The 23,416-nt window shown below is 64.8% G+C and carries 21 protein-coding genes; 9 read left to right on the plus strand and 12 right to left on the minus strand.

What is annotated here, in order from left to right:
• The first annotated feature begins 129 nt into the window (after positions 1 to 129).
• Genes H3H39_RS09565 through H3H39_RS09590 form a run of 6 tightly spaced genes read left to right on the plus strand, consistent with a single transcriptional unit; the run spans position 130 to position 4,639 of the window.
• A complete protein-coding gene (locus tag H3H39_RS09565; RefSeq protein WP_182153148.1) occupies positions 130 to 861 on the plus strand; it encodes a GNAT family N-acetyltransferase in 732 nt (243 codons plus the stop codon).
• A complete protein-coding gene (locus H3H39_RS09570; RefSeq protein ID WP_182153149.1) occupies positions 840 to 1,082 on the plus strand; it encodes an acyl carrier protein in 243 nt (80 codons plus the stop codon). The genes H3H39_RS09565 and H3H39_RS09570 overlap by 22 nt, the downstream gene beginning before the upstream one ends.
• A complete protein-coding gene (locus H3H39_RS09575) occupies positions 1,079 to 1,936 on the plus strand; it encodes a hydrolase 2, exosortase A system-associated (RefSeq protein ID WP_229217955.1) in 858 nt (285 codons plus the stop codon). The genes H3H39_RS09570 and H3H39_RS09575 overlap by 4 nt, the downstream gene beginning before the upstream one ends.
• Positions 1,933 to 2,766 carry a hydrolase 1, exosortase A system-associated gene (locus H3H39_RS09580; protein ID WP_182153150.1) on the plus strand — a complete coding sequence of 278 codons (834 nt, stop codon included), beginning with the start codon at positions 1,933 to 1,935 and terminating at the stop codon, positions 2,764 to 2,766. Before H3H39_RS09575 ends, H3H39_RS09580 begins: the two co-directional genes overlap by 4 nt.
• Positions 2,739 to 4,016 carry a glycosyltransferase gene (locus tag H3H39_RS09585; protein ID WP_311196886.1) on the plus strand — a complete coding sequence of 426 codons (1,278 nt, stop codon included), beginning with the start codon at positions 2,739 to 2,741 and terminating at the stop codon, positions 4,014 to 4,016. The genes H3H39_RS09580 and H3H39_RS09585 overlap by 28 nt, the downstream gene beginning before the upstream one ends.
• Positions 4,013 to 4,639 carry a tetratricopeptide repeat protein gene (locus H3H39_RS09590; RefSeq protein ID WP_182153151.1) on the plus strand — a complete coding sequence of 209 codons (627 nt, stop codon included), beginning with the start codon at positions 4,013 to 4,015 and terminating at the stop codon, positions 4,637 to 4,639. Before H3H39_RS09585 ends, H3H39_RS09590 begins: the two co-directional genes overlap by 4 nt.
• A 65-nt stretch (positions 4,640 to 4,704) precedes the next feature.
• Here the strand turns inward: H3H39_RS09590 and prsR are convergent, their stop codons facing one another.
• Genes prsR through H3H39_RS09605 form a run of 3 tightly spaced genes read right to left on the minus strand, consistent with a single transcriptional unit; the run spans position 4,705 to position 9,511 of the window.
• The gene (gene prsR, locus H3H39_RS09595) at positions 4,705 to 6,060 is read right to left on the minus strand and encodes a PEP-CTERM-box response regulator transcription factor (protein ID WP_182153152.1); all 1,356 of its coding nucleotides are present in this window, start codon (positions 6,058 to 6,060) and stop codon (positions 4,705 to 4,707) included.
• 14 nt (positions 6,061 to 6,074) lie between these two features.
• Positions 6,075 to 8,135 (minus strand): XrtA/PEP-CTERM system histidine kinase PrsK, encoded by a 2,061-nt coding sequence (gene prsK / locus H3H39_RS09600; RefSeq protein ID WP_182153153.1) that lies wholly within the window; start codon positions 8,133 to 8,135, stop codon positions 6,075 to 6,077.
• Positions 8,135 to 9,511 (minus strand): TIGR03013 family XrtA/PEP-CTERM system glycosyltransferase, encoded by a 1,377-nt coding sequence (locus tag H3H39_RS09605; RefSeq protein WP_182153154.1) that lies wholly within the window; start codon positions 9,509 to 9,511, stop codon positions 8,135 to 8,137. Before H3H39_RS09605 ends, prsK begins: the two co-directional genes overlap by 1 nt.
• A 185-nt stretch (positions 9,512 to 9,696) precedes the next feature.
• Here H3H39_RS09605 and nadB point away from each other — a divergent pair, with 185 nt between their 5' ends.
• On the plus strand, positions 9,697 to 11,313 hold the full coding sequence (gene nadB, locus H3H39_RS09610) for an L-aspartate oxidase (RefSeq protein WP_182153155.1): 1,617 nt from the start codon (positions 9,697 to 9,699) through the stop codon (positions 11,311 to 11,313).
• Positions 11,314 to 11,337: 24 nt separating this feature from the next.
• On the opposite strand, the gene H3H39_RS09615 is transcribed toward nadB, so the two are convergent.
• Both H3H39_RS09615 and H3H39_RS09620 read right to left on the minus strand, forming a co-directional pair.
• Positions 11,338 to 12,117, minus strand: coding sequence for a substrate-binding periplasmic protein (locus tag H3H39_RS09615; protein ID WP_182153156.1), 780 nt, complete (start codon positions 12,115 to 12,117; stop codon positions 11,338 to 11,340).
• A gap of 39 nt (positions 12,118 to 12,156) precedes the next feature.
• A complete protein-coding gene (locus H3H39_RS09620; protein WP_182153157.1) occupies positions 12,157 to 12,480 on the minus strand; it encodes an antibiotic biosynthesis monooxygenase family protein in 324 nt (107 codons plus the stop codon).
• Positions 12,481 to 12,608: 128 nt separating this feature from the next.
• Here H3H39_RS09620 and H3H39_RS09625 point away from each other — a divergent pair, with 128 nt between their 5' ends.
• On the plus strand, positions 12,609 to 13,172 hold the full coding sequence (locus tag H3H39_RS09625; RefSeq protein ID WP_182153158.1) for a GNAT family N-acetyltransferase: 564 nt from the start codon (positions 12,609 to 12,611) through the stop codon (positions 13,170 to 13,172).
• A 193-nt stretch (positions 13,173 to 13,365) separates the two neighbouring features.
• Here the strand turns inward: H3H39_RS09625 and H3H39_RS09630 are convergent, their stop codons facing one another.
• The 6 genes from H3H39_RS09630 to H3H39_RS09655 form a co-directional block, all read right to left on the minus strand.
• Positions 13,366 to 14,520: an acetyltransferase domain-containing protein gene (locus H3H39_RS09630; protein ID WP_182153159.1), complete on the minus strand. Its 1,155-nt coding sequence runs from the start codon at positions 14,518 to 14,520 to the stop codon at positions 13,366 to 13,368.
• A gap of 11 nt (positions 14,521 to 14,531) precedes the next feature.
• Positions 14,532 to 16,667, minus strand: coding sequence for a TonB-dependent siderophore receptor (locus H3H39_RS09635; RefSeq protein ID WP_182153160.1), 2,136 nt, complete (start codon positions 16,665 to 16,667; stop codon positions 14,532 to 14,534).
• A gap of 220 nt (positions 16,668 to 16,887) precedes the next feature.
• Positions 16,888 to 17,277 carry a DUF2946 domain-containing protein gene (locus H3H39_RS09640; RefSeq protein ID WP_182153161.1) on the minus strand — a complete coding sequence of 130 codons (390 nt, stop codon included), beginning with the start codon at positions 17,275 to 17,277 and terminating at the stop codon, positions 16,888 to 16,890.
• A gap of 83 nt (positions 17,278 to 17,360) precedes the next feature.
• Positions 17,361 to 18,227 carry a carboxylating nicotinate-nucleotide diphosphorylase gene (gene nadC, locus H3H39_RS09645; RefSeq protein ID WP_182153162.1) on the minus strand — a complete coding sequence of 289 codons (867 nt, stop codon included), beginning with the start codon at positions 18,225 to 18,227 and terminating at the stop codon, positions 17,361 to 17,363.
• On the minus strand, positions 18,224 to 19,357 hold the full coding sequence (gene nadA, locus H3H39_RS09650) for a quinolinate synthase NadA (RefSeq protein WP_182153163.1): 1,134 nt from the start codon (positions 19,355 to 19,357) through the stop codon (positions 18,224 to 18,226). The genes nadC and nadA overlap by 4 nt, the downstream gene beginning before the upstream one ends.
• 100 nt (positions 19,358 to 19,457) lie before the next feature.
• Positions 19,458 to 21,056, minus strand: a complete 1,599-nt coding sequence (locus H3H39_RS09655) for an ABC-F family ATPase (RefSeq protein ID WP_182153164.1) — start codon at positions 21,054 to 21,056, stop codon at positions 19,458 to 19,460.
• A gap of 179 nt (positions 21,057 to 21,235) precedes the next feature.
• Between H3H39_RS09655 and H3H39_RS09660 the strand changes: the two genes are divergently transcribed.
• Positions 21,236 to 22,543 carry a voltage-gated chloride channel family protein gene (locus tag H3H39_RS09660; RefSeq protein WP_182153165.1) on the plus strand — a complete coding sequence of 436 codons (1,308 nt, stop codon included), beginning with the start codon at positions 21,236 to 21,238 and terminating at the stop codon, positions 22,541 to 22,543.
• A gap of 92 nt (positions 22,544 to 22,635) precedes the next feature.
• Here H3H39_RS09660 and H3H39_RS09665 read toward each other — a convergent pair whose 3' ends face one another.
• A complete protein-coding gene (locus H3H39_RS09665; protein WP_182153166.1) occupies positions 22,636 to 23,397 on the minus strand; it encodes a DeoR/GlpR family DNA-binding transcription regulator in 762 nt (253 codons plus the stop codon).
• Between the last annotated feature and the right edge of the window lie 19 nt (positions 23,398 to 23,416).

The raw sequence follows: 23,416 nt of genomic DNA on the forward strand, positions 1-23,416 counted from the left end.
TTATGATTGGGACAAACGGCATAGCACACATTGATGTCAATCAATTAACACGACCGTTTGCGCGACCGCAAAGGTCCACAGGGCAGGCCAGTGTCTAATCGGACCAGTAGCCACGCACCCGTGCCCGCCATGAGCAACCGTCTGACCCGCGCAATCCACGAATTGGGATGGCTCAACGCCATGCTGTACCTGTGCGACCAGGCGCTGACCCGCTGCACGGGCGGCCATTGCGGCATCCATAAATACCAGTTCGTCGCCCAGCGCCTGGGCGACCTGCCCCTGTGCGGCCAGCGCGGCAAGGATATCGAGATCCGCGTGCTGCCCAATCGACAGGCCATTCCACCCGACTACCCGCGCCCGGCGCACGTGCTGGACCAGCGCTACGCCCAAGGCGCCATCAGCCTGGCCGCGTACCGGAACCAGGACTTGATCGGCTTTCTGTGGCTGTTGTTCGACGCCTGCCAGGAAGACGAGGTGCGGGCCCGCTACCGGCTCGTTTCGCCCTTATCGTGCTGGGATTTCGACGTCTATGTGCGACCCCAGGACCGCCTGGGCTGGGCCTTTCGCCGGCTGTGGGAGGAAGCGCGCTGCCTGCTGCGCGCGCGCGCCGTGCGCTGGTCGTGCAGCCGCATTTCCGCCTTCAATGCGGCCTCGCTGGCCGCGCATGCGCGCATCGGCACCGTGCCATTGGGCAGCGCCACTTTCCTGCGCTGCGGCAAGTGGCAATGGATGGTGGCCACGCTGGCGCCCCATTTTCACGTTTCGCGCCACCCCGCTTCCTGTCCCCAGCTGCGTTTCGATACGAGCGCGCTCGACACCAACCCCCACCTGGAGCCGCCATGCCACCACTTGAGCAAGTGAGAACCATCCTGAGCGAAACGCTGGGAGTGACCCAGTTGGGCCGCGAACGCGACACGCCGCTACTGGGCAGCGTGCCCGAACTCGATTCCATGGCAGTGGCCGGCGTCATCACGGCGCTGGAACAACGCTTCGACATCGAAGTGCTGGACGATGAAATCAATGCGCGCCATTTCGCCACCCTGGGCACGCTCAGCGATTTTGTGCAGAGCAAGCTGGCATGATGGACGACACGGTGGCGGCCGCGTTTCCCTTCTTCCTGGATGCCGATCCAGGCACACGCTTCTGCCTGTTTCACGCGCCGCTCACCGAGCACCCGCGCGGCGCCATCCTCTACGTCCCGCCATTCGCTGAAGAACTCAACAAATGCCGGCGTATGGCCGCCATGCAAAGCCGCTGCTTCGCCCAGGCCGGTTATGCCGTACTGCAGCTGGACCTGTACGGTTGCGGCGACAGCGACGGCGACTTCGGCGACGCGCGCTGGCATGTCTGGCTGAACGATATCGAGTATGCCTGCCGCTGGCTGCGCGAGTTTGGCTATCCCCGGCCGGCGCTGTGGGGCGCGCGCCTGGGCGCCCTGCTGGCGCTCGATTTCGCGTGCACCTCCCCGGACCCGCCTCCCGCATTGATCCTATGGCAAGCGGCTCTCAGTGGCAGCCGCTATATAAAACAATTCCTGCGCGTCGAGACGGCAGCGCAGATGCTGGCGCCCGACGGCGCGGCGCGCGCGGCCGGCATCGTTCCATCGGCGAAACCGCTGGAGGTGGCCGGCTATACCCTGGCGCCGGCGCTGATCCAGGCCATCGGCGAGCGCGATGCCGCGCAGCGTACGCCTCCCTGTCCCGTGCACTGGCTGGAAGTGGACAGTACCGGGCCAGCCGCAACCAGCGACACGCCGGATCAGGTGGCCACCACCGCCGCTGTCTCCCCGTCCTCCGCCCGCCAGATCGAACAGTGGCGTACGGCCGGCGTGCCGGTCACTGTCCAGGCCGTGGCTGGCCAGGCGTTCTGGGCCAGCACGGAAATCGTGCTCTGTCCCGCCCTGCTGGATGCCACCACCACACTGGAGCTGCCGTGAACGCAGGGCCGCAAGTGGTGCGCATTCCTTGCGGCGGCGACTGGCTGATCGGCGTGCTCCATCTGCCGCCCACGCCACGGCCGCGCGGGGTGTTGATCGTAACGGGCGGCCCCCAATACCGCGTCGGCAGCCATCGCCAGTTCGTGCTGCTGGCGCGCAGCCTGTGTGCCCACAACATCCCCGTGCTGCGCTTCGACTTCCGTGGCATGGGCGACAGCGAAGGCGACCCGCGCACCTTCGAACAGGTGGACGAGGACGTGGCGGCCGCCATCGCGCATTTCTTCCAGACGGTGCCTGCGCTGCGCGAACTGGTGCTGTGGGGATTGTGCGACGGCGCCACCGCCGCCGCCTTCCATGCCTGCGACGACCAGCGCGTGCGCGGCCTGGTGATGCTCAACCCCTGGGTGCGCAGTGCGCGCGGCGAAGCCCGCGCCACCTTGCGCTACTACTATCTGGCCCGGCTACGGGAGGCGGAATTCTGGCGCAAGCTGGCGGCCGGCACCCTGGGCCTGGTCCAGGTCATGCGCTCGCTGCGGCAGGTGGTCCGGCTTGCGCGCGGTACCGGTGCCGGCGGACCGGGCGACCTGCCACAGCGGCTGTATCGCGCCTTGCAGGCGTTCCGGGGCCAGGTATTGATCATCCTGAGCGGCGCCGACCTGACCGGGCACGAATTCGCCGGCCTGCCCAGGGACCATGCCCATTGGCGCACCCTGTTGGCCGGGCCGCGGATACGCCAGGTGACACTGCCGCTGGCCAACCACACTTTCGCGCGCGCCGCGTGGCGCGACGAAGTGGCGGCCCTGTGCGCGGACTGGATCGCATCGTGGTGAAGGGAGTGCTGATGGTCGCGTTCCACTATCCGCCCATGCGCGGCAGCAGCGGCATCCAGCGCACCCTGAAGTTCGCTCAATACCTGCCACGTTCAGACTGGCAACCGGTGGTGCTGTCGGCCCATCCGCGCGCCTATCCGGACACCAGCACTGACCAATTGACGGATACTTGCGCCGGCCCGCCCGTCTGGCGCAGCGCGGCCTGGGACGCGGCGCGCCACCTGGCCATCCGGGGCCGCTATCCCGCATTGCTGGCGCAGCCCGACCGCTGGATCTCCTGGTGGCTCAGCGCTGTGCCGGCCGGACTGCGGCTGATCCGCCGGCACCGGCCAAGTATCATCTGGTCCAGTTATCCGATCGCCACCGCGCACCTGGTGGCCTTGACCTTGCATCGGCTGACCGGATTGCCGTGGGTGGCCGACCAGCGCGATCCCCTCACGGAACCGGGCTACCCGGCCGACCCGCGCACGCACCGCATCCACCAATGGATAGAAGCCCAGGCGGCGAGTCGCGGCGCGGCCATCGTCTGCACCACGCCTGGCGCCATGCGCGCCTGCCAGGAGCGCCATTCCACTTTGGCCGACGGCCGGTTGCGCCTGATCGAGAACGGCTACGACGAAGACAACTTCCGGGACGCGACGGCCAGCGTCCGGCCCCAGCGGGAAGGCGGCGGCCAGTTTCGCCTGCTCCATAGCGGCCTGGTCTACCCTTCCGAACGCGACCCGCGGCCATTGTTCGCCGCGCTGCGCCGCCTGCGAGCCAGCGGCGAGATCGAGGCCGACAATTTCAGGCTGGTGCTGCGGGCCCACGGCCACGAAGACTTCCTGCGTCCGTTGATCGCGCGCGACCAGATCGAGGCGCTGGTTGAACTGGCGCCGCCGCTGCCGTACCAGCACGCATTGGCGGAAATGCTGGCGGCCGACGGATTACTGCTGCTCCAGGCCGCCAATTGCAACCACCAGATTCCAGCCAAACTGTACGAATACCTGCGCGCGGGCCGGCCGCTGCTGGCATTGACCGACCCGGCCGGCGACACCGCCGCCACCCTGCGCGGCGCCGGCATCGACACCATCGCCAGGCTCGATTCGGAAGCGGACATCGCGATGGCGCTGTCGCGCTTCTTGCGGCTGGCGCGCCACGGTGTCGCCCCGCTGGCCCATCCCGACACCATCGCGAGCCATTCGCGTGCCGCCCGCACGCTGGAACTGGCGGCCCTGTTTGATGAAATTGCGACGAGGGGGAACAAATGAAACCGTACCAAGCACTGTGCATCCTGCTGCTGCCGGGCGCCGTCCACGCCGGCGTTGCCGACTGCGGGCCGCTGATCCACAATGAGATCGGCGGCGACTACACCAACGCCAACGATAGAAAGACGCTGGGCGTGGTGGAACAATTCCACTTCACGCCCGATGTCGAACACCTGATCCGGGGCGCGAGCGGCAAGCTCGGTGACGATATCGGCTACACGCTCGACCACTTCCCCAACCATCACCGGGCGTTGGCCGCCATGGCCAGGCTGGCGTTGCGCGACAAGACCAGCAAGCCGCTGGGGGCGCGCTACACGGTGGAGTGCTATTTCGACCGCGCCCTGCGCACGCGCGCCGACGATCCCCAAGTGCATTCGCTGTTCGGCGGCTATCTGCTGGCTCTCGGTAACCTGGACGCGGCGCTCGATCAACTGCGCGAGGCGGCGCGGCTGGCCCCGGAGAACGCCACCAACCAGTACAACCTGGGCCTGCTCTATCTGCGCAAGCAAAACTACGCCGAGGCGCTTGCTTGCGCCCACGCCGCCTACGCCAAGGGCTATCCGTTACCGGGTCTGAAGAACAAGCTGGCCGCCGCCGGCCAATGGCGTGACGCGCCCAAGCCCTAGCCCCGGACCTACATATAAGCCACTTCGCGCCATAGGCCCGGGGACACAGGCCCCCGGACGGCATGTCAGCCAGCGCTGCGCAGCCCATGGTGGGCCATCAGGTCGTACAGCGTGGGGCGGCTCACGCCCAGCAGTTCAGCCGCCTTGACGATATTGCCGTCCACCCGGGCCAGCGCCCTGACCATGACGCGATACTCGGCGGCCTCCCTGGCCTGGCGCAGGTTGATCGCCTCCTCGGCCAGTTCCGCCTCCGGCAGGCCCAGGTCCGCGGCCGTGATCCGCGGGCCTTCGGCCATGATCACGGCGCGCTTGATGCAGTTCTCCATCTCGCGCACATTGCCCGGCCAGGTGTAGGCTTCGATCGCCGCCAGCGCCTCCGGGCTGAAGGCCATCGCCGGCCGGCCCTCGGCGGCGCTGTATTTGTGCTTGAAGTGGTGGGCCAGCAAGGCGCCATCGCCCACCCGCTCGCGCAGCGCCGGTATCATCAGCACGATTTCGCTGAGACGGTAGAACAGGTCGTCGCGGAAGCGGCCGGCCTGGGCCAGCGCCCGCAGGTTCTGATGGGTGGCGCACACGATGCGCACGTCCACCCCGATCTCGGCGCGCCCGCCCACCCGTTCGATCACGCGCTCCTGCAGGAAGCGCAGCAGCTTGGCCTGCAAGGCCATCGCCATGTCGCCGATCTCGTCCAGGAACAGCGTGCCGCCGTGGGCCAGTTCGATCTTGCCCAGGGTCTGGCGCATGGCGCCCGTAAACGCCCCCTTTTCGTAGCCGAATAGTTCGCTCTCCAGCAGATGTTCAGGGATGGCGGCGCAGTTGATGGCCACAAAGCGCTTGTCGTGCCGTGCGCTGAGCGCATGCAGGCCGCGCGCCAGCAGCTCTTTACCGCAGCCCGAGTCGCCCAGCAGCATGACCGTGGCCGATGAAGGCGCCACCTTTTCCACGCTGCGGCAAACCTTGAGCATGCCCGGGTCACGGCTGACGATGCCCGCCAGCGGGGTATCCGCCTGGGTTTGCAGCATGCGGCGGTTCTCTTGCTGGATCTCGTGCAGATAATAGGCGCGACCGATCACCAGCGCGAGCAGGTCGGCGTCCAGCGGCTTCTGATGAAAGTCGTAGGCGCCGGCACTGATGGCCTTCAAGGCATTGCCGCGGTCCTGGTTGCCCGACAGGATGATCACTTTGGTATCGGGCGCCGCCGCCAGGATCAGCGACAACAGCGCCAGTCCCTCGCTGGCGCCATCGGGATCGGGCGGCAAGCCCAGGTCCATCGTCACCACGGCCGGCTGGTGGCGGCGCAACTGGGCCAGCGCCGTTTCCCGGTCCGCCGCCAGCACCACCTCGTATTGGTCCAGGCTCCAGCGCAACTGGGTTTGCAGACCCGCGTCGTCTTCGATGACCAGCAATTTCTTCTTGCTCATCGCGGCCCCCGGTCCTATGCCGCCGCCGCGGCTTGTTGGTACAGCGGCAGCACCAGCCGGAAGGTCGAGCCCTTTCCCGGTGTGCTGGCCACCTCCAGTTCGCCGCCCAGGTCGCGGATGTACTCGCGGCTCTCGAACACACCGATGCCCATGCCGGCCGGCTTGGTGCTGTCAAACGGCTGGAACAAATGCTCGCGGATGAATTGCGCGCTCATGCCATGCCCTGTGTCGCACAGTTCGACCACGGCGGCCTGTCCCACATGGAGCAGGCGCACGGTGATGCTGCCGCCCGGCGGCGTGGCCTCAAGCGCGTTCTGCAGCAAGTGCCCCAGCACCCGTTCCAGGCGGCCACCGTCGGCCCGCACCATCAGGCCAGGCGCGCAGCTGACCAGCTGCGGCGCCGGGTCCCGCGCCGCGTAGGCTTGCACCGCGCGGGTCAGCAGGTGGTCCAGTGCCAGCGGACTGTCCTGCTCCCTCACCTGTTCCTTGTCCGGGCTGCGGTGCAGCTTGCGCAGCAACAGTGTCATCTTGTCGACCGAATGGGCCAGCGTGGCCAGCATATCCTGCTGGAAGGCGGGATTGTTCTGGTGGCGTTCCGCGTTCGACAGCAGCAACGAGAGCTGCGACACGAGATTCTTCAGGTCGTGCACGATAAACGCGGACATGCGGTTGAACGATTCGAACTGGCGCGCCACCGCCAGCGAATCGGCCGAATCGCGGTGGGCCAGGCAGCCGGCCGCCTGGCTGCCCGCGATCTTGAGCAAGTCCGTCACTTCCCAGTTGAGCGCCATGCGCACGCGGGGCTGGTCCAGCGTGACAAAGCCGAACAGGTGTCCATGCAGCATCAGGGGCACCACCAGCCACGCCTGGCCCAGCGCCGCCAGCCACGATGGCGTTTGCAATTGTTCGTAGGGGTGCGCCTGCTGGCGCCATTGCGCGACGTCGATCACCCACTGGCGCTGTTCCAGGAACAAACAGAAAGCGCTGTCGGCCGGCTCGGCCGCTTGCGGCAAGGCCAGGTTCCAGCCCGCCGCCGGCTCGAAGCGCTGCCGTTCACGCCGTATCCACAAGGTGCCGGCGGGACTTTCCACCAGCGCCGCCACGGCCTGGATGGTGCGCTCGCCCAGCGCCGGGCCATCGTCGGCCAGCGCACGGGTAAAGCGCAGCCATTCCTGGCGGTAGTCGTAGCTGCCCTGATAAAAATGCTTGTTGATCAGGACTTTCAGGCTGGCCCGCATGGCGCCTGAAAACAGCACCCCCGCCAGCAGCAAGGCGGCGCCGAACAGGCAGGCCAGTTGCATCAACGGCCCCCAGGCGCCGCCGACATAGCGCAGGTAGTAGGCACTCGACGCCATCGCCAGCAGATAGGTGGCCGATCCCAGCAGCGCGGCGGAACGGAACAGGATCTGGCGCGACAGCGACAGCCCCGGCGCCCAGGCCGGATTGCGCGCGGCCGCGATGCCGATCAGCGGCGCGCACAAAGCATTGACGATGCCGCGCGCGGCCCAAATGTCATGGTTTACCTGACGGAACAGCAAGGCGTCGCTGTACAGGTAGAAATCGTAGGCGAACAGCCCGCCTATGCCCAGGCAGGCGAACTTGATGCCCCACCGCCCAAAGGCTGGCGTGTTGCGGTACAGGTGCTCCACCAACAGCATGCCCAGTACGGCCAGCATCAAACGGGTGGCGATGGTCAGTGTGGCGCCGTCGACGGCCGGCCCCAGCCACGCGTAGCCGGCGCCGCCGGCGACGGACGGCGCGACCAGGGCGGCCAGTACCGCCAGCAGTCCGGCCGATGGGCGCCGTTGTTGTGTATGCAATCGCTGGAGCAGGACCAGCCACGCGCAAGTGCGTGCCAGTTCCAGCCACAGTTCGGCCGCCGCCATGGGCAGGCGCTCTCCGAGGGCGATGCTGGAGGCCCAGGCGGCTGTCATCAGGCAAGCACAAGCCAGCCCGGCACTGTGGGGCCGGGACCGCCAATTTTTCAGCAGCAACAGGCACAACAGCGTGAATGCGACACCGGCGCTGCCGTAGCTGAAGGCGGCGATGTCATGCGCCGTCCATTGGGCCAGCATCAGCGGCTGCCTTTGCCAAACAACACCACCTGTACCGTGTCGATCAGGATCAGCAAATCCAGGAACAGGCTGTTGTTCTTGACGTAATACAGGTCGTATTGCAGTTTTTGCACGGCGTCATTCACCGACGCGCCATAGCGATACCGTACCTGGGCCAGCCCCGTGATGCCGGGCTTGATGGTGTGGCGCACGTTGTAATAGGCCACCTCACCGCACAACTGTTCCACGAAGTAACCGCGCTCGGGACGCGGCCCGACGAAGCTCATCTCGCCCTTGAATACATTGAGCATCTGCGGCAGTTCGTCGATCCGCAGCTTGCGTATCCAGTAGCCCACGCGCGTCACGCGCGGGTCGTCGGTGCTGGCCCAGCGGGGCTGGCCATCGCGCTCCGCGTCCTGGCCCATGCTACGGAACTTGAGCACATTGAAGTTGCGCCCATTCTTGCCTACCCGCTGCTGCTGGTAGAACACGGGGCCGCCGTCCTCCGCCACGATCAGCGCGGCCGTCAGCAGCATCAGCGGCAAGGTGACCAGGCAGATGGCGGCGCTGGCCGTCAGGTCAAAGCCGCGCTTAACGGCGGCGCGCAGGAAACTCTGGTCGAAGCCTCCGCCGAAGATCAGGAAACTCGGCTGCAACGAGTCGATGCGGATCTGGCACGCTTCGCGCTCGAAGAAGGTGGCCGCGTCCGTGATGCGCAAGCCGCCCAGCGCGCATTCGAGCAATTGGCGCACGGGGAAGGCGCCATTGCGGCGGTCGCCCACCGTGATGACGATCTCCGTCGCCCCATGGCTGCGCGCCAGGGCCAGCAAGGACTGGTCGGCCGGCAGCAGCGCCTGGGCCGCCACGCGCGACGGTTCCCCGGCCACCGGCACGCAGCCCACCACTTCAAACTGGTGCAGACCGGCGCGGTCGGCGGCCAGCGCCAGGCAATCGCTGGCCGTGGCCCCGTCACCGACCAGGATCACGCGCTCCATCAGCATGCTCGACCGGGACGACGCCAGCACGGCCAGCCGGATCAGCAGCACGCCCAGCGCGCCCAGCATGAAGACCACCAGGGCCGACGGCCCGAACTGGATGGCCGGCGCCACCCCGATCAGCATGCTCAGCAGGCCGAATCCCAGCGCAAACGAAGGCAGTATACGCAACAGCGTGTGTTTGATGTCTTCCCGAGAATTATTTTGGTACATGCCCAGCGTACTCATGCTAAATACCAGCACCAGGGCGAACGCCAGTGCGGACAGATAGGGCGAGTCGTGCTGGCGCCGTCCCAGCCAGGTGACGGATGGGGCCGCTGCCACGGTCAGCAGGATCAGCAACTCCATCAGCAGCAACATGAAGCCCATTTTCGACACGTAATGGTGAAATATCCTGATCACGACACCCTCCTGCCCACCCGGCTTGGCGGGGGAGCTTTCATCATGGCGCACAGTTGCAAGTCACATGTTGAGGCACCACAAGGCAGGGTTAGCGCGGCGGCAAATTTCCCCTCGCCACCCGCCAGGATGACGCCACGGCGCCAAATGGTCTATAGTAGAGGCCTTCACCGGATACAGACCTCACCATGAAATTTGATGTTGCTATTGTCGGCAGCGGATTGGCCGGCTTGTCGGTCGCCCTGCATTTGGCCGAAACGCGCACGGTCGCGATCATTTCCAAACGTGCGCTGCAGGACGGTGCCAGTAACTGGGCCCAGGGCGGCATCGCCGCCGTGCTCGATTCGGGCGACAGCCACGCGGAACATATCAACGATACCTTGGTCGCCGGCGGCGGCCTGTGCGACGAAAGCGCCACCCGCTTCATCGTCGAGCACGGGCGGGAAGCCATCGAATGGCTGATCGAGCAAGGCGTGCCATTCACCCGTGACGAATCGGCCGAACTGGGCTTCCACCTGACCCGCGAAGGCGGCCACAGCCAGCGCCGCATCATTCACGCGGCCGACGCCACCGGCCATGCCGTGCAAGTCACGCTGGAAGAGAAAGTGCGGGCCCATCCGAACATCACGCTGTTCGAACACCATTGCGCCATCGACCTGATCACGTCGGATAAACTACATCCAGCCAAGAAAGGCCCTGCCCAGCCCAAGTGCCACGGCCTGTACGTGCAGGACGAGCAGACCGGCCAGGTGCATACCTTCGCGGCCGAGCACACGGTGCTGGCCACTGGCGGCGCCGGCAAGGTCTACCTGTACACCACCAACCCGGACACGGCCAGCGGCGACGGCATCGCCATGGCGTGGCGCGCCGGTTGCCGGGTGTCGAACATGGAATTCATCCAGTTCCACCCCACCTGCTTGTACCACCCGTACGCCAAGTCCTTCCTGATCACGGAAGCGATCCGGGGCGAAGGCGGCCTGCTCAAGCTGCCGCCCGAAGCGGGCGCGGCGGCCGGCACCCGCTTCATGCTGGCGCATGACGAGCGGGCGGAACTGGCGCCGCGCGACGTGGTGGCGCGCGCCATCGACTTCGAAATCAAGAAGCGCGGCCTGGACTATGTGCACCTGGACATCAGCCACAAGCCGGCTGAATTCCTGATCGAGCACTTCCCCACCATTTACGCGCGCTGCCTGGAACTGGGCATCGACATCACCAAGCAGCCGATTCCCATCGTGCCGGCCGCCCACTATACCTGCGGCGGCGTGGTGACCGACCTGGCTGGCCGCACCGACCTGCCAGGCCTGTACGCCGTGGGCGAGACGGCTTGCACCGGCCTGCACGGCGCCAACCGGCTGGCCAGCAATTCGCTGCTGGAATGCCTGGTGATCGGCCGCGCCTGCGCCACCGACATCGCCGACAAGGAAAAGGATGAAATCCCCTACCTGCCGGACTGGGACGAAAGCCGGGTGACGGATGCGGACGAGGAAGTGGTGATTTCCCACAACTGGGACGAGCTGCGCCGCTTCATGTGGAATTATGTGGGCATCGTGCGCACCACCAAGCGCCTGGAACGGGCCCAGCACCGCATCGCGCTACTGAAGGAGGAGATCGACGAGTACTACCGCAATTTCCGCATCACCCACGACTTGCTGGAGCTGCGTAACCTGGTCGATGTGGCCTCGCTGATCGTCAACAGCGCCCTGCAGCGCCACGAGAGCCGCGGCCTGCACTTCAGCCGCGATTATCCGGAAACGCTGCCGAAGGCGCTGCCCAGCGTGCTGACGCCGTCGCGCCGCAAGGGCTGAGGGCTGGGCGGTGACGCCAGACAGCTAAGGCACCGCCACCCCGTACTGCTGGCCGAGCCGTTTCAGTTCACCGCGCTCGACCAGCGTCCTGAAGGCCGCGTCGAAACGGGCGCGGAACTCGTCGTGTTGCGGGTCATGGGGGAAGGCGAAATAGCCATCCTGCTGGTCTAACGCCTGCGGCAGGGCCGCCACCGCGCCTGCCAGATGGAGCCGGGCCAGCACTGGCTCCGTGTTGCGCACATTGGTCGCGAACAGGTCCACGTGCTGGTGGGCCACCATCAGCAACCCGCTTTCCACCGTGTTGGCCACGCTCGTATGCAGCCCCGCGCTGGCCTGGGTGAACGCCGCGCCATACACCCAACCGTTGAGGATCACGATACGCCGTTGCGCCAACCTGGCGTAATCGCCGGTCCACACGATGTGGGATGCCGGCCGGGCGTAGAATACCATCTGGTCGCGGTAGAACGGCAATTGGGAAAAGGCCATCTGTCCCAGGCGGGCCGGCGATTTGTAAGGGCCGACCAGCAGATCCACCTTGCCCTGCGCGACCAGCGCCTGCGCGCGTGGCCAGGGATAGAGTTCGAAACGCACGGTATCGTTCATCTGCTGCGCCACGCGCCGCACGATGGCAGGTCCAAGCCCGGTGAATTCGCCATCGGGCGCCCGTTCGTACACGCCCTCGAAATGGGCACCGGCCACCAGCCATTCGCGTGCGATCGCCGGTCCGGCCGCCCCCAGCAACCACGGCGCCAGCGCCAGTAACGCGAACCGCCGCAACTTCCAGTTCGGCCATGCAGCCAGCATCTTCCTACCTCGCCCCAGAAAAACGCAGAAACGCGCTACTCACATCCGCGAAAAATCGTAGTCGCGCTCGACCTTGCAGATACGGGTCTTGTAACGCTCATACCACTGCTCCCTGCCAAGCTTCTGCGCCACCAGATGGGACGCATCGCGCTTCCAGGCCGCGATCGATTCCAGACTGTCCCAGTAGGAGACGGTGATGCCCAGCCCGTCACGCGCCGATTCAACACCGAGAAAGCCCCGCTGCTTCGCGGCCGCTTCCAGCATCGCGTCGGCCATGTCCCCATAGCCATCATCGCCGCTGGTGCGGATGGACGTGAAGATCACCGCGTAATAGGGTGTGGCGCCAGTACTCGCAATCGACATCGCATGTCTCCTGTTCGATGATAGCATCGTCGCCGATCCGGGTGAACGATACCAAAACTGTACAATATACAATATTCCGGCGGCGCGTATCGCCCTGCGTCACCGCTCAACCTTTCCCCCAAGACCACATGGACTCAGCCAGCGACACTGCAAGCCACCTGCGTCTGCGCATCGCGCAACCTTCCGACATCCCTGCCATGGAAGCGCTGATCGCTCGTTCCGGCATTGCACTGAGCGCTGGCTTCTACACGCCCGAGCAGGCGCAAGCCGTCACGCGTCATGTGTTCGGCGTCGATACGCAACTGGTGGTGGATCAGACTTACTTCCTGATCGAACGGGAGGGCGTGGCGCTGGCCTGTGGCGGCTGGAGCAAGCGCAGCACGCTGTTCGGCGCCGACCGCGCCAAGACCGGTCCCGATCCCCTGCTCGATCCGGCCAGTGAAGCGGCCCGTATCCGCGCCTTTTTCGTTTCTCCGGACGCAGCGCGCCAGGGGTTGGGCCGCATGCTGCTGCAACATTGCACCGAACAGGCAGCGGCGGGCGGCTTCCGCGCGCTGGAACTGGCCGCCACCATGCCGGGCGTGCCGCTGTACGAGGCTGCCGGTTTCAGGATAGTGGAAAGCATAGAACTGGCGCTGCCAGGCGGCGTGCAAGTGCCGCTGGCGCGCATGCGCAAGGAAATCGCCGCCTGAAATGGGGGGGATTGCCGAACATCAAGTTAAGCAATATTGCCAGCGTGCGCGCGGAAGTGTGCGACACCGTGCGCCTGGGCGTCGAATGGCGGCGCTACCGGCTGGAATCGGCCGTGCGCAACGGGCTGAAGACGGCGGGATATGGCCTGCTGCATCTGCGCACGCGCCATTCCTATGGGATGGCGCGTGGCCATCAAAAGTATCGAACCCATGCCTGCTTCGACGTCCGTTTGAAGTTGGCAAAGGCTTTGCACGGCAGGTACAGCACAGGCATAAGCAGCGGCGCGACGACCCAGACCGGCCAGACAGTATCAACGCCCCAGCGCGCGCCATGATTGGCGCCGAAGACCGCGACCAGTGCGGTTTGAAGGATCAGCAGCACATACAGGTGCAGCAGATAATAAAACATCGGCACCCCACCGAAGGTTGCGCAGGCGCGGGTGTACCAGTTGTCCACCCCTTCCATCCCGGCGGCGGCCAGCGCGCCTACGCCGATCGTCAGCAGGAGAAAATCCAGCGACGGCGGGTACTTGGTGAAGTTAAAGAAGGACATCACGGTGTGCACGGCATCCGGCCCCTGCGCCCATGGCAGTTCCTCGCCGTAGATATTGAAGCATCGCAGCATCGCCAGCAACAGCAAGGCGGCCACGCCGAAGCGGCGCAGCAGCGTGCGGCGGCGTTCCGGGGCCACGCCGCGCGCATAGAGGGGGCCTGCTGCATAGCCGAGCAGGATCACCCCTATCCAAGGCAGCAACGGATAGCTCACCTTCAGTTTGACAGCACTGTCGGCGATCAGGTATCCGCGGTGCAGCAGCACAGTCCAGAGGGAATAGGCCAAGGTGCCCGGCTCGAAGCTTATCGAGGTCAACGCATTGTGCCCGAATACGATCAGTAAGCCGGCAGCACCCAGCAACTTGAGCGGCAGCTTGTGCACCACGCCGAGGAAAACCATGGCCAGGCCTATCACCCAGATCACCTGCAGGTATAAGGTGGCAGGCGGGAATACACCGGCCCAGGCAAAGTTCACAACGAAAATCTCCAGTACCACCAGCAGCAGGCCGCGCTTCACAAGAAATCCGGTGGCGTCACGCGGACCTGCCTCCGGGTTGGCGTACAGCCAGGCCGAGAGGCCGGTCAGGAATACAAACGTCGGCGCGCAGAAGTGCGCTGCCATGCGGGTAAAGAACAGCGCGGGTTCGGTCGCATCGATCATCATTGGGTCGCTGACTTGCTTGTGCAGGTAGATTGTTTCCCGCACATGGTCGAACAGCATAATGAGCATGACCATTCCGCGCAGCACGTCAATAATGGCGATACGCGACCGGACCGCTATCCCTGTCTTCGTCATACGTGCTCCTGTCAGAACTTGTAGTTCAGGTTAACGGTGGCGGTTCGCTCCTGGCCAGGGGCGACCCAGAGCTGGCTGTACGAGCTGGCGTAGTAGCGCTTGTTGAACAGGTTATCGACGTTCAGCGCCAGACGCAGCTTCCTGGTCGGCGACCACGAAGAAATCAGCTTGACCGTGGTGTAGGCTGGCAGCTTGAAGTTGCTGGTGAAGGCGACATCGCCAAGGCGGTCGCCGACATAGGTCAGGCCGCCGCCCAGGGTTGCCTGCCGGCCGTTGACGGTGTAGACCTTGGTCAGCAACAGGTTGCCGCTCTGGCGCGGCACGTTCGGGAATCGGCTGCCGGTAATGATGGCCGCATCGCCCCGGGAGACCCTGGCGTCCGTGTAGGCATAGGCCAACGCCAGGCGCAGGTCTTTGTAGATATCACCGGAGACATCGAGCTCCACGCCCTTGCTGGCCACAGCGCCGACCGGAATCGCGTAGTTGAAATTGGCCGGATTGGCCGTCAGCACGTTCTCTTTGGAGATGCGATAGCAGGCCAAGGTGCCGGTCAGCTTGCCGTCCGCCGTTTCCAGCTTGATGCCCGCTTCATAGGACTTGCTCTGTTCGGCCGGGAACCCCCTGTTATCGATGCCGATGCCGCTGTTGGGGCGGAAGCCTCTGGCTGCGGTGGCGTACAGCGAGACCGTAGACAGCGGCTGATATACCAGGCCGCCGCGCGGGCTGGAAGCGCTCAGCGACTGGTCGTTCACTGCCTTGGTACGGAAGTTCTGCACTGTCTGGCTGTATCGATCCCAGCGCACACCAAGCAGCGCCTTCCACCGGTCAGTCAGGTCGATCTGGTCCTGCGTGTAAAAGGCATGCGACCGCTGGTTTTCCCGGGTGTCGATCGACAATAGCATCGGGTCGGCCTTGCCGCCATAGACGGGTTGGTAAATGTCGATCGCGTACGCATTGGTCGCGGAAGGGGTACGGCGCGTATGAATCCGGCGATCTTCGAAATGGTAGGCATCCGCACCCAACAGAACATTGTGGGTGACCGGGCCAGTATCGAACCTGCCGAGCAGCTCGACCCGGCCGGACATGTCGGTCGCCGCGGAATCGCGATGGCGGCGCTGGCGGCTCAACGTGCGGCCATCTGCCAGCAGGTTGCTGGCCTCGGTGGAGTAACCGACCATCGAACTGTCGCGGTAGGACAGGCCAGATTGCAGTTTCCATTTTTCGTCGAATTCATGTTCAACGAAGACCTGGTGACCTAGCGACTTGACTTCGGTCGGGCCATCATCGGGCTCGCCAAGGAAGCGGGAATGCGGGATCAGCCCCAACACGCCGTTCACCGCAAGCACGCCGCGATCGAACGACACGCGCTGCACGCTACGCTCCAGCTCATAAGACAGCTTCGTCGTATCGCCGATCAACCAGATGAAGGACGGCGAAATGAAGCTACGTTTGGTGCCCACCGTATCGCGGAAGCTGGCGCCCTTCTCATAGGCACCATTCAGGCGATAGGCGATGTTTTCGCTGATCGGGCCAGTCAGGTCCACAGCGGTGCGATGGTTGTGGAAACTGCCCATCGAGAGGTCAACGGCGTAGACCGGTTCGAAGCGCGGCTTCTTGGTCGTGAGATTGACCGTGCCGCCTGGCTCGCCACGGCCATACAGGGCGGAAGCCGGACCTTTCAGTACTTCCACACTGGCCGTGCTGGCCGTATCGCGCAAGCCGTTGTAACCGCGGCTGGAGCTGAAGCCGTTCACCAGATAGTCGGAACCGAAGTTCGGATCGCCAGTGAAGCCGCGCATCGCGTAGCTGTCCCACAGGCCGCCGAGGTTACTCTGGCGCGTAATGCCGCTGGCCAGATCAAGGGCGCTGGCCAAGGTCGTCACGCCTGCGTCCTTCAGCAAGTCAGCGGTCAGCACACGCACGCTTTGCGGCAGGTCTTTCAGTAGCGTGTCCGTCTTGGTGGCGCCGGTCGCCGACAGCGCACGATAGTTCTGGCGCGCGGCCGTCACGTAGACCTTGCTGCCCTCAGCGGTTTCGGACTGGACGACCTGCGGCGGCGTGACCTGGTCATCCTCGGCCCAGGCGGCGTGCACCGCCAGCGACATCGTGGAAAGCAGCAGCACACGGGGAATGGTCATAGATTGCATGGGATCTTCTTTACATGGATTGCATTGAGACAGAACGGCAGCGGGCTGTCGCGATCACGGGCGTCCGGTGTGGCGATACCCGATAGGTCCATGGCCAGCTTCGTTAAGCAAGTTCAGGTCAGCGCCAGGCAAATGGCGGCAGCGAGCGCCGGCAAGCCGGGCTTAAACTGAAGCTGGATGGGGGACCGCGTCAGTGCACGGGAGTGCGGCGAAAAACGGGTCAGGCGAGGAAAGGAGGCGCGCGCGGATGGGCCGCGGACCAGGCATGCAGGGAGTGTGGAGCCGTGTAGAACAGCGGCGGATAGATATCGCGGCCGGCGCCCAAGGCCAGGGGTACGGATGGCGAGCCTGTCAGCGCATAGGAACCACCGTGAGTGGTGCAAAACGCGCAGTGCTCCATCGAATTTTTTGCCGAAGCCGGCGCTTTGCTGTTATCCGAATCGGGAACCTTGACCAGCTTGTAGCCATTGGAAGTACAGACTTCCATCTTGTCGATGGCGCCGTTGGCCGCGGCCAGTGCATGCGAGATGGATGGCGCAAGTGCGCTGAACAGAATGGCCAGCATGGCGATCCAGATGCGCAGCGTTTGTCGTTTCGCCATGTGATTCATAGCGCAATTATAACGGAATATCAACATTTCCGGTGGCGCCGGCAAGCCCATCGCCGCCTGGAACGGCGGCGATGGGGGATAAATCAGCCGACGATGCGCATCGAATAGTCGGTGGCGCGCACGTCCTTGGTCAGGCTGCCGATGGAGATGCGGTCCACGCCCGTTTCAGCGATGGCGCGCACGGTGTCGAAGTTGATGCCGCCGGACGCTTCCAGCAGCGCGCGGCCCGCGTTGCGTTTCACGCCTTCGCGCATCATCTCCAGGCTGAAGTTATCGAGCAGGATGGAGGTGGCGCCGGCCACCAGGGCCTCGTCCAGCTCGTCCAGCGTTTCCACTTCCACCTGGATCGACACGCCCTTCTCCAGCCGCATGGCGGCGGCAACGGCGGCCGTGATGCCGCCCGCAGCCGCGATGTGGTTTTCCTTGATCAGGATGCCGTCGTACAGCGCCAGGCGCTGGTTCTGGCCACCGCCCACGCGCACCGCGTACTTCTGCGCCAGGCGCATGCCGGGCAAGGTCTTGCGGGTGTCGAGGATGGCGGCCGAAGTGCCTTCCACCACGTCCACGTAACGGCGCGTGACCGTGGCCACGCCCGACAGCAATTGCAGGAAGTTGAGCGCGCTGCGCTCGGCCGTCAGCAAGGCGCGGGCTGGCCCTTGAATCGTGCATACCAGGCTGCCGGCCGTCATCAAATCGCCTTCGGCATATTGCCAGTCGATCTCGATGCTGGCGTCGAGGCAGTTCATGATGCCTTCGAACCAGGGCGCGCCGCACAGCACGGCGTCCTCGCGCACGATCACGCGCGCGGTGGCGCGGCCGCCGGCGGGCACCAGCTCGCCCGTGAGGTCGCCGCTGCCTACATCTTCCAGCAATGCCGCCAGCAGGTTGGCTTCAAACGCCGCCTTGAGCGGTGCGTCGAACGGGGCAAAACGATTGACCAGGGTACTCATGCTGGACCGACTCCGGAAAACAGTGCAGCTTCCTTGGCCAGGTCCGCACTCGGCTGGACCTTGGCTTTTTTCGCGGCGGCGAAATCGAGCATGCGGTTGATCGACTTGACGGCGGCCTGGCCCACGGCCGGGTCGACGTGAATTTCATTGCCCATATTTTCCAGCACGTCGGCCAGGTTCTGCAGGCCGTTCATGGCCATCCACGGGCAGTGGGCGCAGCTCTTGCAGGTGGCGCTGTTGCCGGCCGTGGGCGCCTCGATGAAGGTCTTGCCCGGTGCGGCGGCGCGCATCTTGTGCAGGATGCCGTTGTCGGTGGCGACGATGAAGGTGTCGGCCTCCGATTCGACGGCAGCCTGGATCATCTGCGAAGTGGAACCCACCACGTCGGCCAGCGCCACCACGTTGGCGGGCGATTCCGGGTGCACCAGCACCTTGGCGTTCGGGTACTCGGCCTTCAGCAGGTCCAGTTCGATGCCCTTGAATTCGTCGTGCACCAGGCAGGAACCCTGCCACAGCAACATGTCGGCCCCGGTCTGCTTCTGGATGTAGGAACCCAGGTGCTTGTCCGGCGCCCACAGGATTTTTTTACCCTGCGCGTGCAGGTGGGCCACGATATCGAGGCCGATGGAAGACGTCACCATCCAGTCGGCGCGCGCTTTCACGGCCGCGCTGGTGTTGGCGTACACCACCACCGTGCGGTCCGGATGGGCGTCGCAGAACGCCGTGAACTCGTCGGCCGGGCAGCCCAGGTCCAGCGAGCAGGTGGCGTCCAGGTCCGGCATCAAGATACGCTTTTCCGGACTCAGGATCTTGGCCGTCTCGCCCATGAAGCGCACGCCGGCCACCACCAGCGTCTTGGCGGCGTGGTCGCGGCCGAAGCGGGCCATTTCCAGCGAGTCGGACACGCAGCCGCCCGTTTCCTCGGCCAGGTCCTGCAGGTCGGCGTCCACATAATAGTGGGCCACCAGCACGGCTTCGCGTTCCTTCAGCAGGCGCTTGATGCGCTCGCGCAGTTCGGTGCGCTCGGCCGGGGTAGGCGTGGCCGGGGTGCGGGCCCAGGCGCGCGCCGTGCAGCTGCCGCCATCCTGGGGATGTTCATACTCGACTGACTTGATCGGTAATGTTTGCATGATGTTCAGTGACGAAAAACGTGAAACGACACTATCGCATATCGCGGCGCGTCGTGCAGGGCGCCCTCCCCGCCATAGGGCGGCAAAGGCGCCCCCGGTATTAAGCGATGCCCTGGCTGGTCAGGTAGTCTTCGTAGTTGCCGTGGAAATCGACCACTTCGTTTTCCTTGATCTCGATAATGCGGTTGGCCAGCGACGACACGAATTCACGGTCGTGCGAGACGAAGATCAGGGTGCCGGCGTATTTATCAAGCGCCACGTTGAGCGACTCGATCGATTCCATGTCCATGTGGTTGGTCGGTTCGTCCAGCAGCAGCACGTTGTGACGGCCCAGCATCAGCTTACCGTACATCATGCGGCCCTTTTCACCACCCGACAGCACGCGCACGGATTTCTTGACCTCGTCGCCGCCGAACAGCAACCGGCCCAGGATGGAGCGCACGGCCTGGTCGTCGTCGCCTTCCTGGGTCCACTTACCCATCCAGTCGGTCAACACGGTGTCGCTGGCGAAGTCCTCGGTCGGATCCTGCGGCATGTAGCCCACGTTGGCGTTTTCGGCCCACTTGACGCGGCCCGTGTCCGGCGCCAGGTGCGCGATCTCGCCCGCGATGCAGCGCAGCATGGTGGTCTTACCGGCGCCGTTGGCACCGATGATGGCGATGCGTTCACCCGCTTCGACCATGATGCTGAAGTTCTTGAACAGCTGGCGGTCGTACTTTTTCGAGATGCCTTCCACTTCCACGGCCAGACGGTGCAGCTTCTTCTCGCCTTCGAAACGCACGAACGGGTAGGCGCGCGAGGACGGCTTGATGTCGTCGACCTTGATCTTCTCGATCTGCTTGGCGCGCGAAGTCGCCTGGCGGGCCTTGGACTTGTTGGCGGCGAAGCGGCGCACGAAGTCCTGCAGCTCGGCGACTTTCTCTTTCGCCTTGGCGTTGTTGGCCAGTTGCTGGTTGCGGGCCTGGGTCGAGGCCATCATGTAATCGTCGTAATTGCCGGGGTAGATCTTCAGCGTACCGTAGTCCATGTCGGCCACGTGGGTGCAGACCTGGTTCAGGAAGTGGCGATCGTGGGAAATGATGATCATGGTGGAGTTGCGCTCGTTGAGCACGTCTTCCAGCCAACGGATGGTGTTGATGTCCAGGTTGTTGGTCGGTTCGTCCAACAGCAGAATGTCAGGATTCGAGAACAGGGCCTGGGCCAGCAGCACGCGCAGCTTCCAGCCGGGCGACACATTGCTCATCGGGCCCTGGTGCAGGTCGATTTCCACGCCCGCGCCCAGCAGCAGTTCGCCGGCGCGCGCTTCAGCCGTGTAGCCGTCGTACTCGGCCACTTTGCCTTCCAGTTCGGCCGCGTGCATGTAGTCGTCGTCGGTCGCTTCGGGATTGGCGTAGATGGCGTCGCGCTGCTGCATGGCGGCCCACATTTCCGTGTGGCCCATCATGACCACGTCCAGCACGCGCATTTCCTCGTACGCGAACTGGTCCTGACGCAGTTTGCCGAGGCGCTCGTTCACGTCCAGCATCACGTTGCCGGCCGACGGCTCCAGGTCGCCGCCCAGGATTTTCATGAAGGTGGACTTGCCGCAGCCGTTGGCACCGATCAGGCCGTAGCGGTTGCCATCGCCGAACTTGACGGAGATGTTTTCAAACAACGGCTTGGCGCCGAACTGCATGGTAATGTTTGCTGTCGATAACACGAGGAATGCCCTTAACGCAGTGAATTTGGATAACCGGGCATTTTACCATCAGTCGCCTCTCGCCGGGCGCGAATGCTGGGGCAAACCTGTCCCGGCGCCGATGTTGCGCTGGCCGCAGGGCCGAATAATTGTGCCGTGTAGTAAAACTTGCTATCATCGGGCGGCCTTTCCAGGGTCTTATGAAAAACGCAAAACACCCCGAACCCATCGATTTGCTGCCCTACATGGGCAAATGGTCCGCTCTCGCGATCGTCGTCGCCATCCTGGCCGGCAGCGCCTCCGCCGCATTCCTGTTCTCGCTCGATATGGTCACCGCGTGGCGCGAAGCCCACGGCTGGATCATCTGGCTGCTGCCACTGGCCGGTTTCGCCGTGGGCTGGATCTATCTCCGGCTGGGCAAGTCCGTCGAGGCGGGCAACAACCTGCTGATCGACGAGATCCATGACCCGAAAAGCGTGATTCCACTGCGGATGGCGCCCCTGGTCCTGGGCGGCACCATCATCTCCCACCTGTTTGGCGCCTCCGTCGGCCGCGAAGGCACGGCCGTGCAGATGGGCGGCGCGCTGGCCGACCAACTGACCCACGTGTTCCGCATGGACCTGTCGCACCGCCGGCTGCTGATCATGGCCGGCATTAGCGCGGGCTTCGCCTCCGTGTTCGGCACGCCGCTGGCCGGCGCCATTTTCGGCCTGGAAGTGCTGGCCATCGGCCGTATGCGCTACGACGCGATCATGCCCTGCATGCTGGCCGCCATCGTGGCCGATCAAGTCGGGCTGGCATGGGGTGTCCATCACACCCACTACCTGGCGGGCGCTATCCCCCACATCACGCTTTGGACCCTGGCGGCGACGCTGGCGGCCGGCGCCATGTTCGGTTTGGCGGGAATGTTGTTCGCGAACGCGACCCACGGCCTGGGCGACTTCATGAAAAAGCGGATCAGTTACGCGCCGCTGCGCCCTCTGCTTGGCGGGGTGGTTGTCGCCACGGCCGTCTGGCTGCTCGGCACCCAGCGCTATATCGGCCTGGGTATCCCCACGATTGTGGAATCGTTTGCACACCCCCTGCCGGCCTGGGACTTCCTGGGCAAGACCGCATTTACAGTGCTCTCGTTAGGCACTGGCTTCAAGGGCGGTGAAGTGACGCCCCTGTTCTACATCGGCGCCACCCTGGGGAACGCGCTGGCGCCATTGCTGCACATGCCGTTCGCCCTGCTGGCCGCGATTGGCTTCGTCGCCGTGTTCGCCGGCGCGGCCAACACGCCCATCGCGTCCACCGTGATGGCGATTGAGCTGTTCGGTTCGGATATCGCGCCTTATGCGGGCCTCGCTTGCGCCGTCAGCTACCTGTTCTCCGGCCACACGGGCATCTACCGCGCGCAACGCGTGGGCCAGGCCAAGCATCAACGCCACATTCCGGAAGGGATGCGGCTGGGGGATTTGCCGAACTACCTGCGTCAACAGCGCAAGAAGTCCGACGGCGAACAGTAAGCGACTAAGCGCTGGAGGGCGCGCGGTCGACGATATGCAGCAGGCGGTAGGCGGGCGGTGGACGGCAGGCGGTAAGCCGCCCGCGCCGCGCCTTACTCGGCGGGCGCCACCAGGACTTCGACGCCGGAGGCATCGAATGCGGCCAGCGCTTCCGGCGGCACCGGCAGATCGGTGATGAATTTATCGATCTGCGCGATATTCCCAAGCCGAACCAACGCGTGGCGGCCGAATTTGGTGTGGTCTGCCACCAGCCACACTTCGCGCGACTGTTCGATGATGGCCTGGGTCACGCGCACCTCACGGTAGTCGTAATCGAGCAGCGTGCCGTCGTTTTCGATGCCGGACACGCCGATGATGCCGATATCGACCTTGAACTGACGCATGAAGTCGATGGTGGCCTCGCCCACGATGCCGCAATCGCGCTTGCGCACCAGGCCACCGGCCACGATCACCTCCACCTCGCCGCTGCTCGACAGCAGGGACGCCACGTTCAGGTTGTTGGTCACCACCCGTATCCCCTTGTGCTGCTGCAGGGCCTTGGCCACTTCCTCGGTGGTGGTGCCGATGTTGATGATCAGCGAACGCCCCGGCTCCACCTGCGCGGCCGCCATCTGGCCGATGCGGCGCTTGGCGTCCGTATCCATCACGCGGCGGCGGTCGTAATCGATGTTCTCCACCGTCGACGGAATGCCGACACCGCCGTGGTAGCGCGCCAGCAGGCGGGCGTCCTCCAGCTCGCGGATGTCGCGGCGGATGGTCTGGGTGGTGACTTCCAACAATCTCGCAAGCTCTTCGACGGAGGTGTCTCCGTGAGCCCGGATATGGTCCAGCAATCGGCGGTGGCGTGGCGTCATGGTTTTCTAATGAACAAAA

Source organism: Rugamonas apoptosis (assembly GCF_014042355.1).
Classification (GTDB): domain Bacteria; phylum Pseudomonadota; class Gammaproteobacteria; order Burkholderiales; family Burkholderiaceae_D; genus Rugamonas; species Rugamonas apoptosis.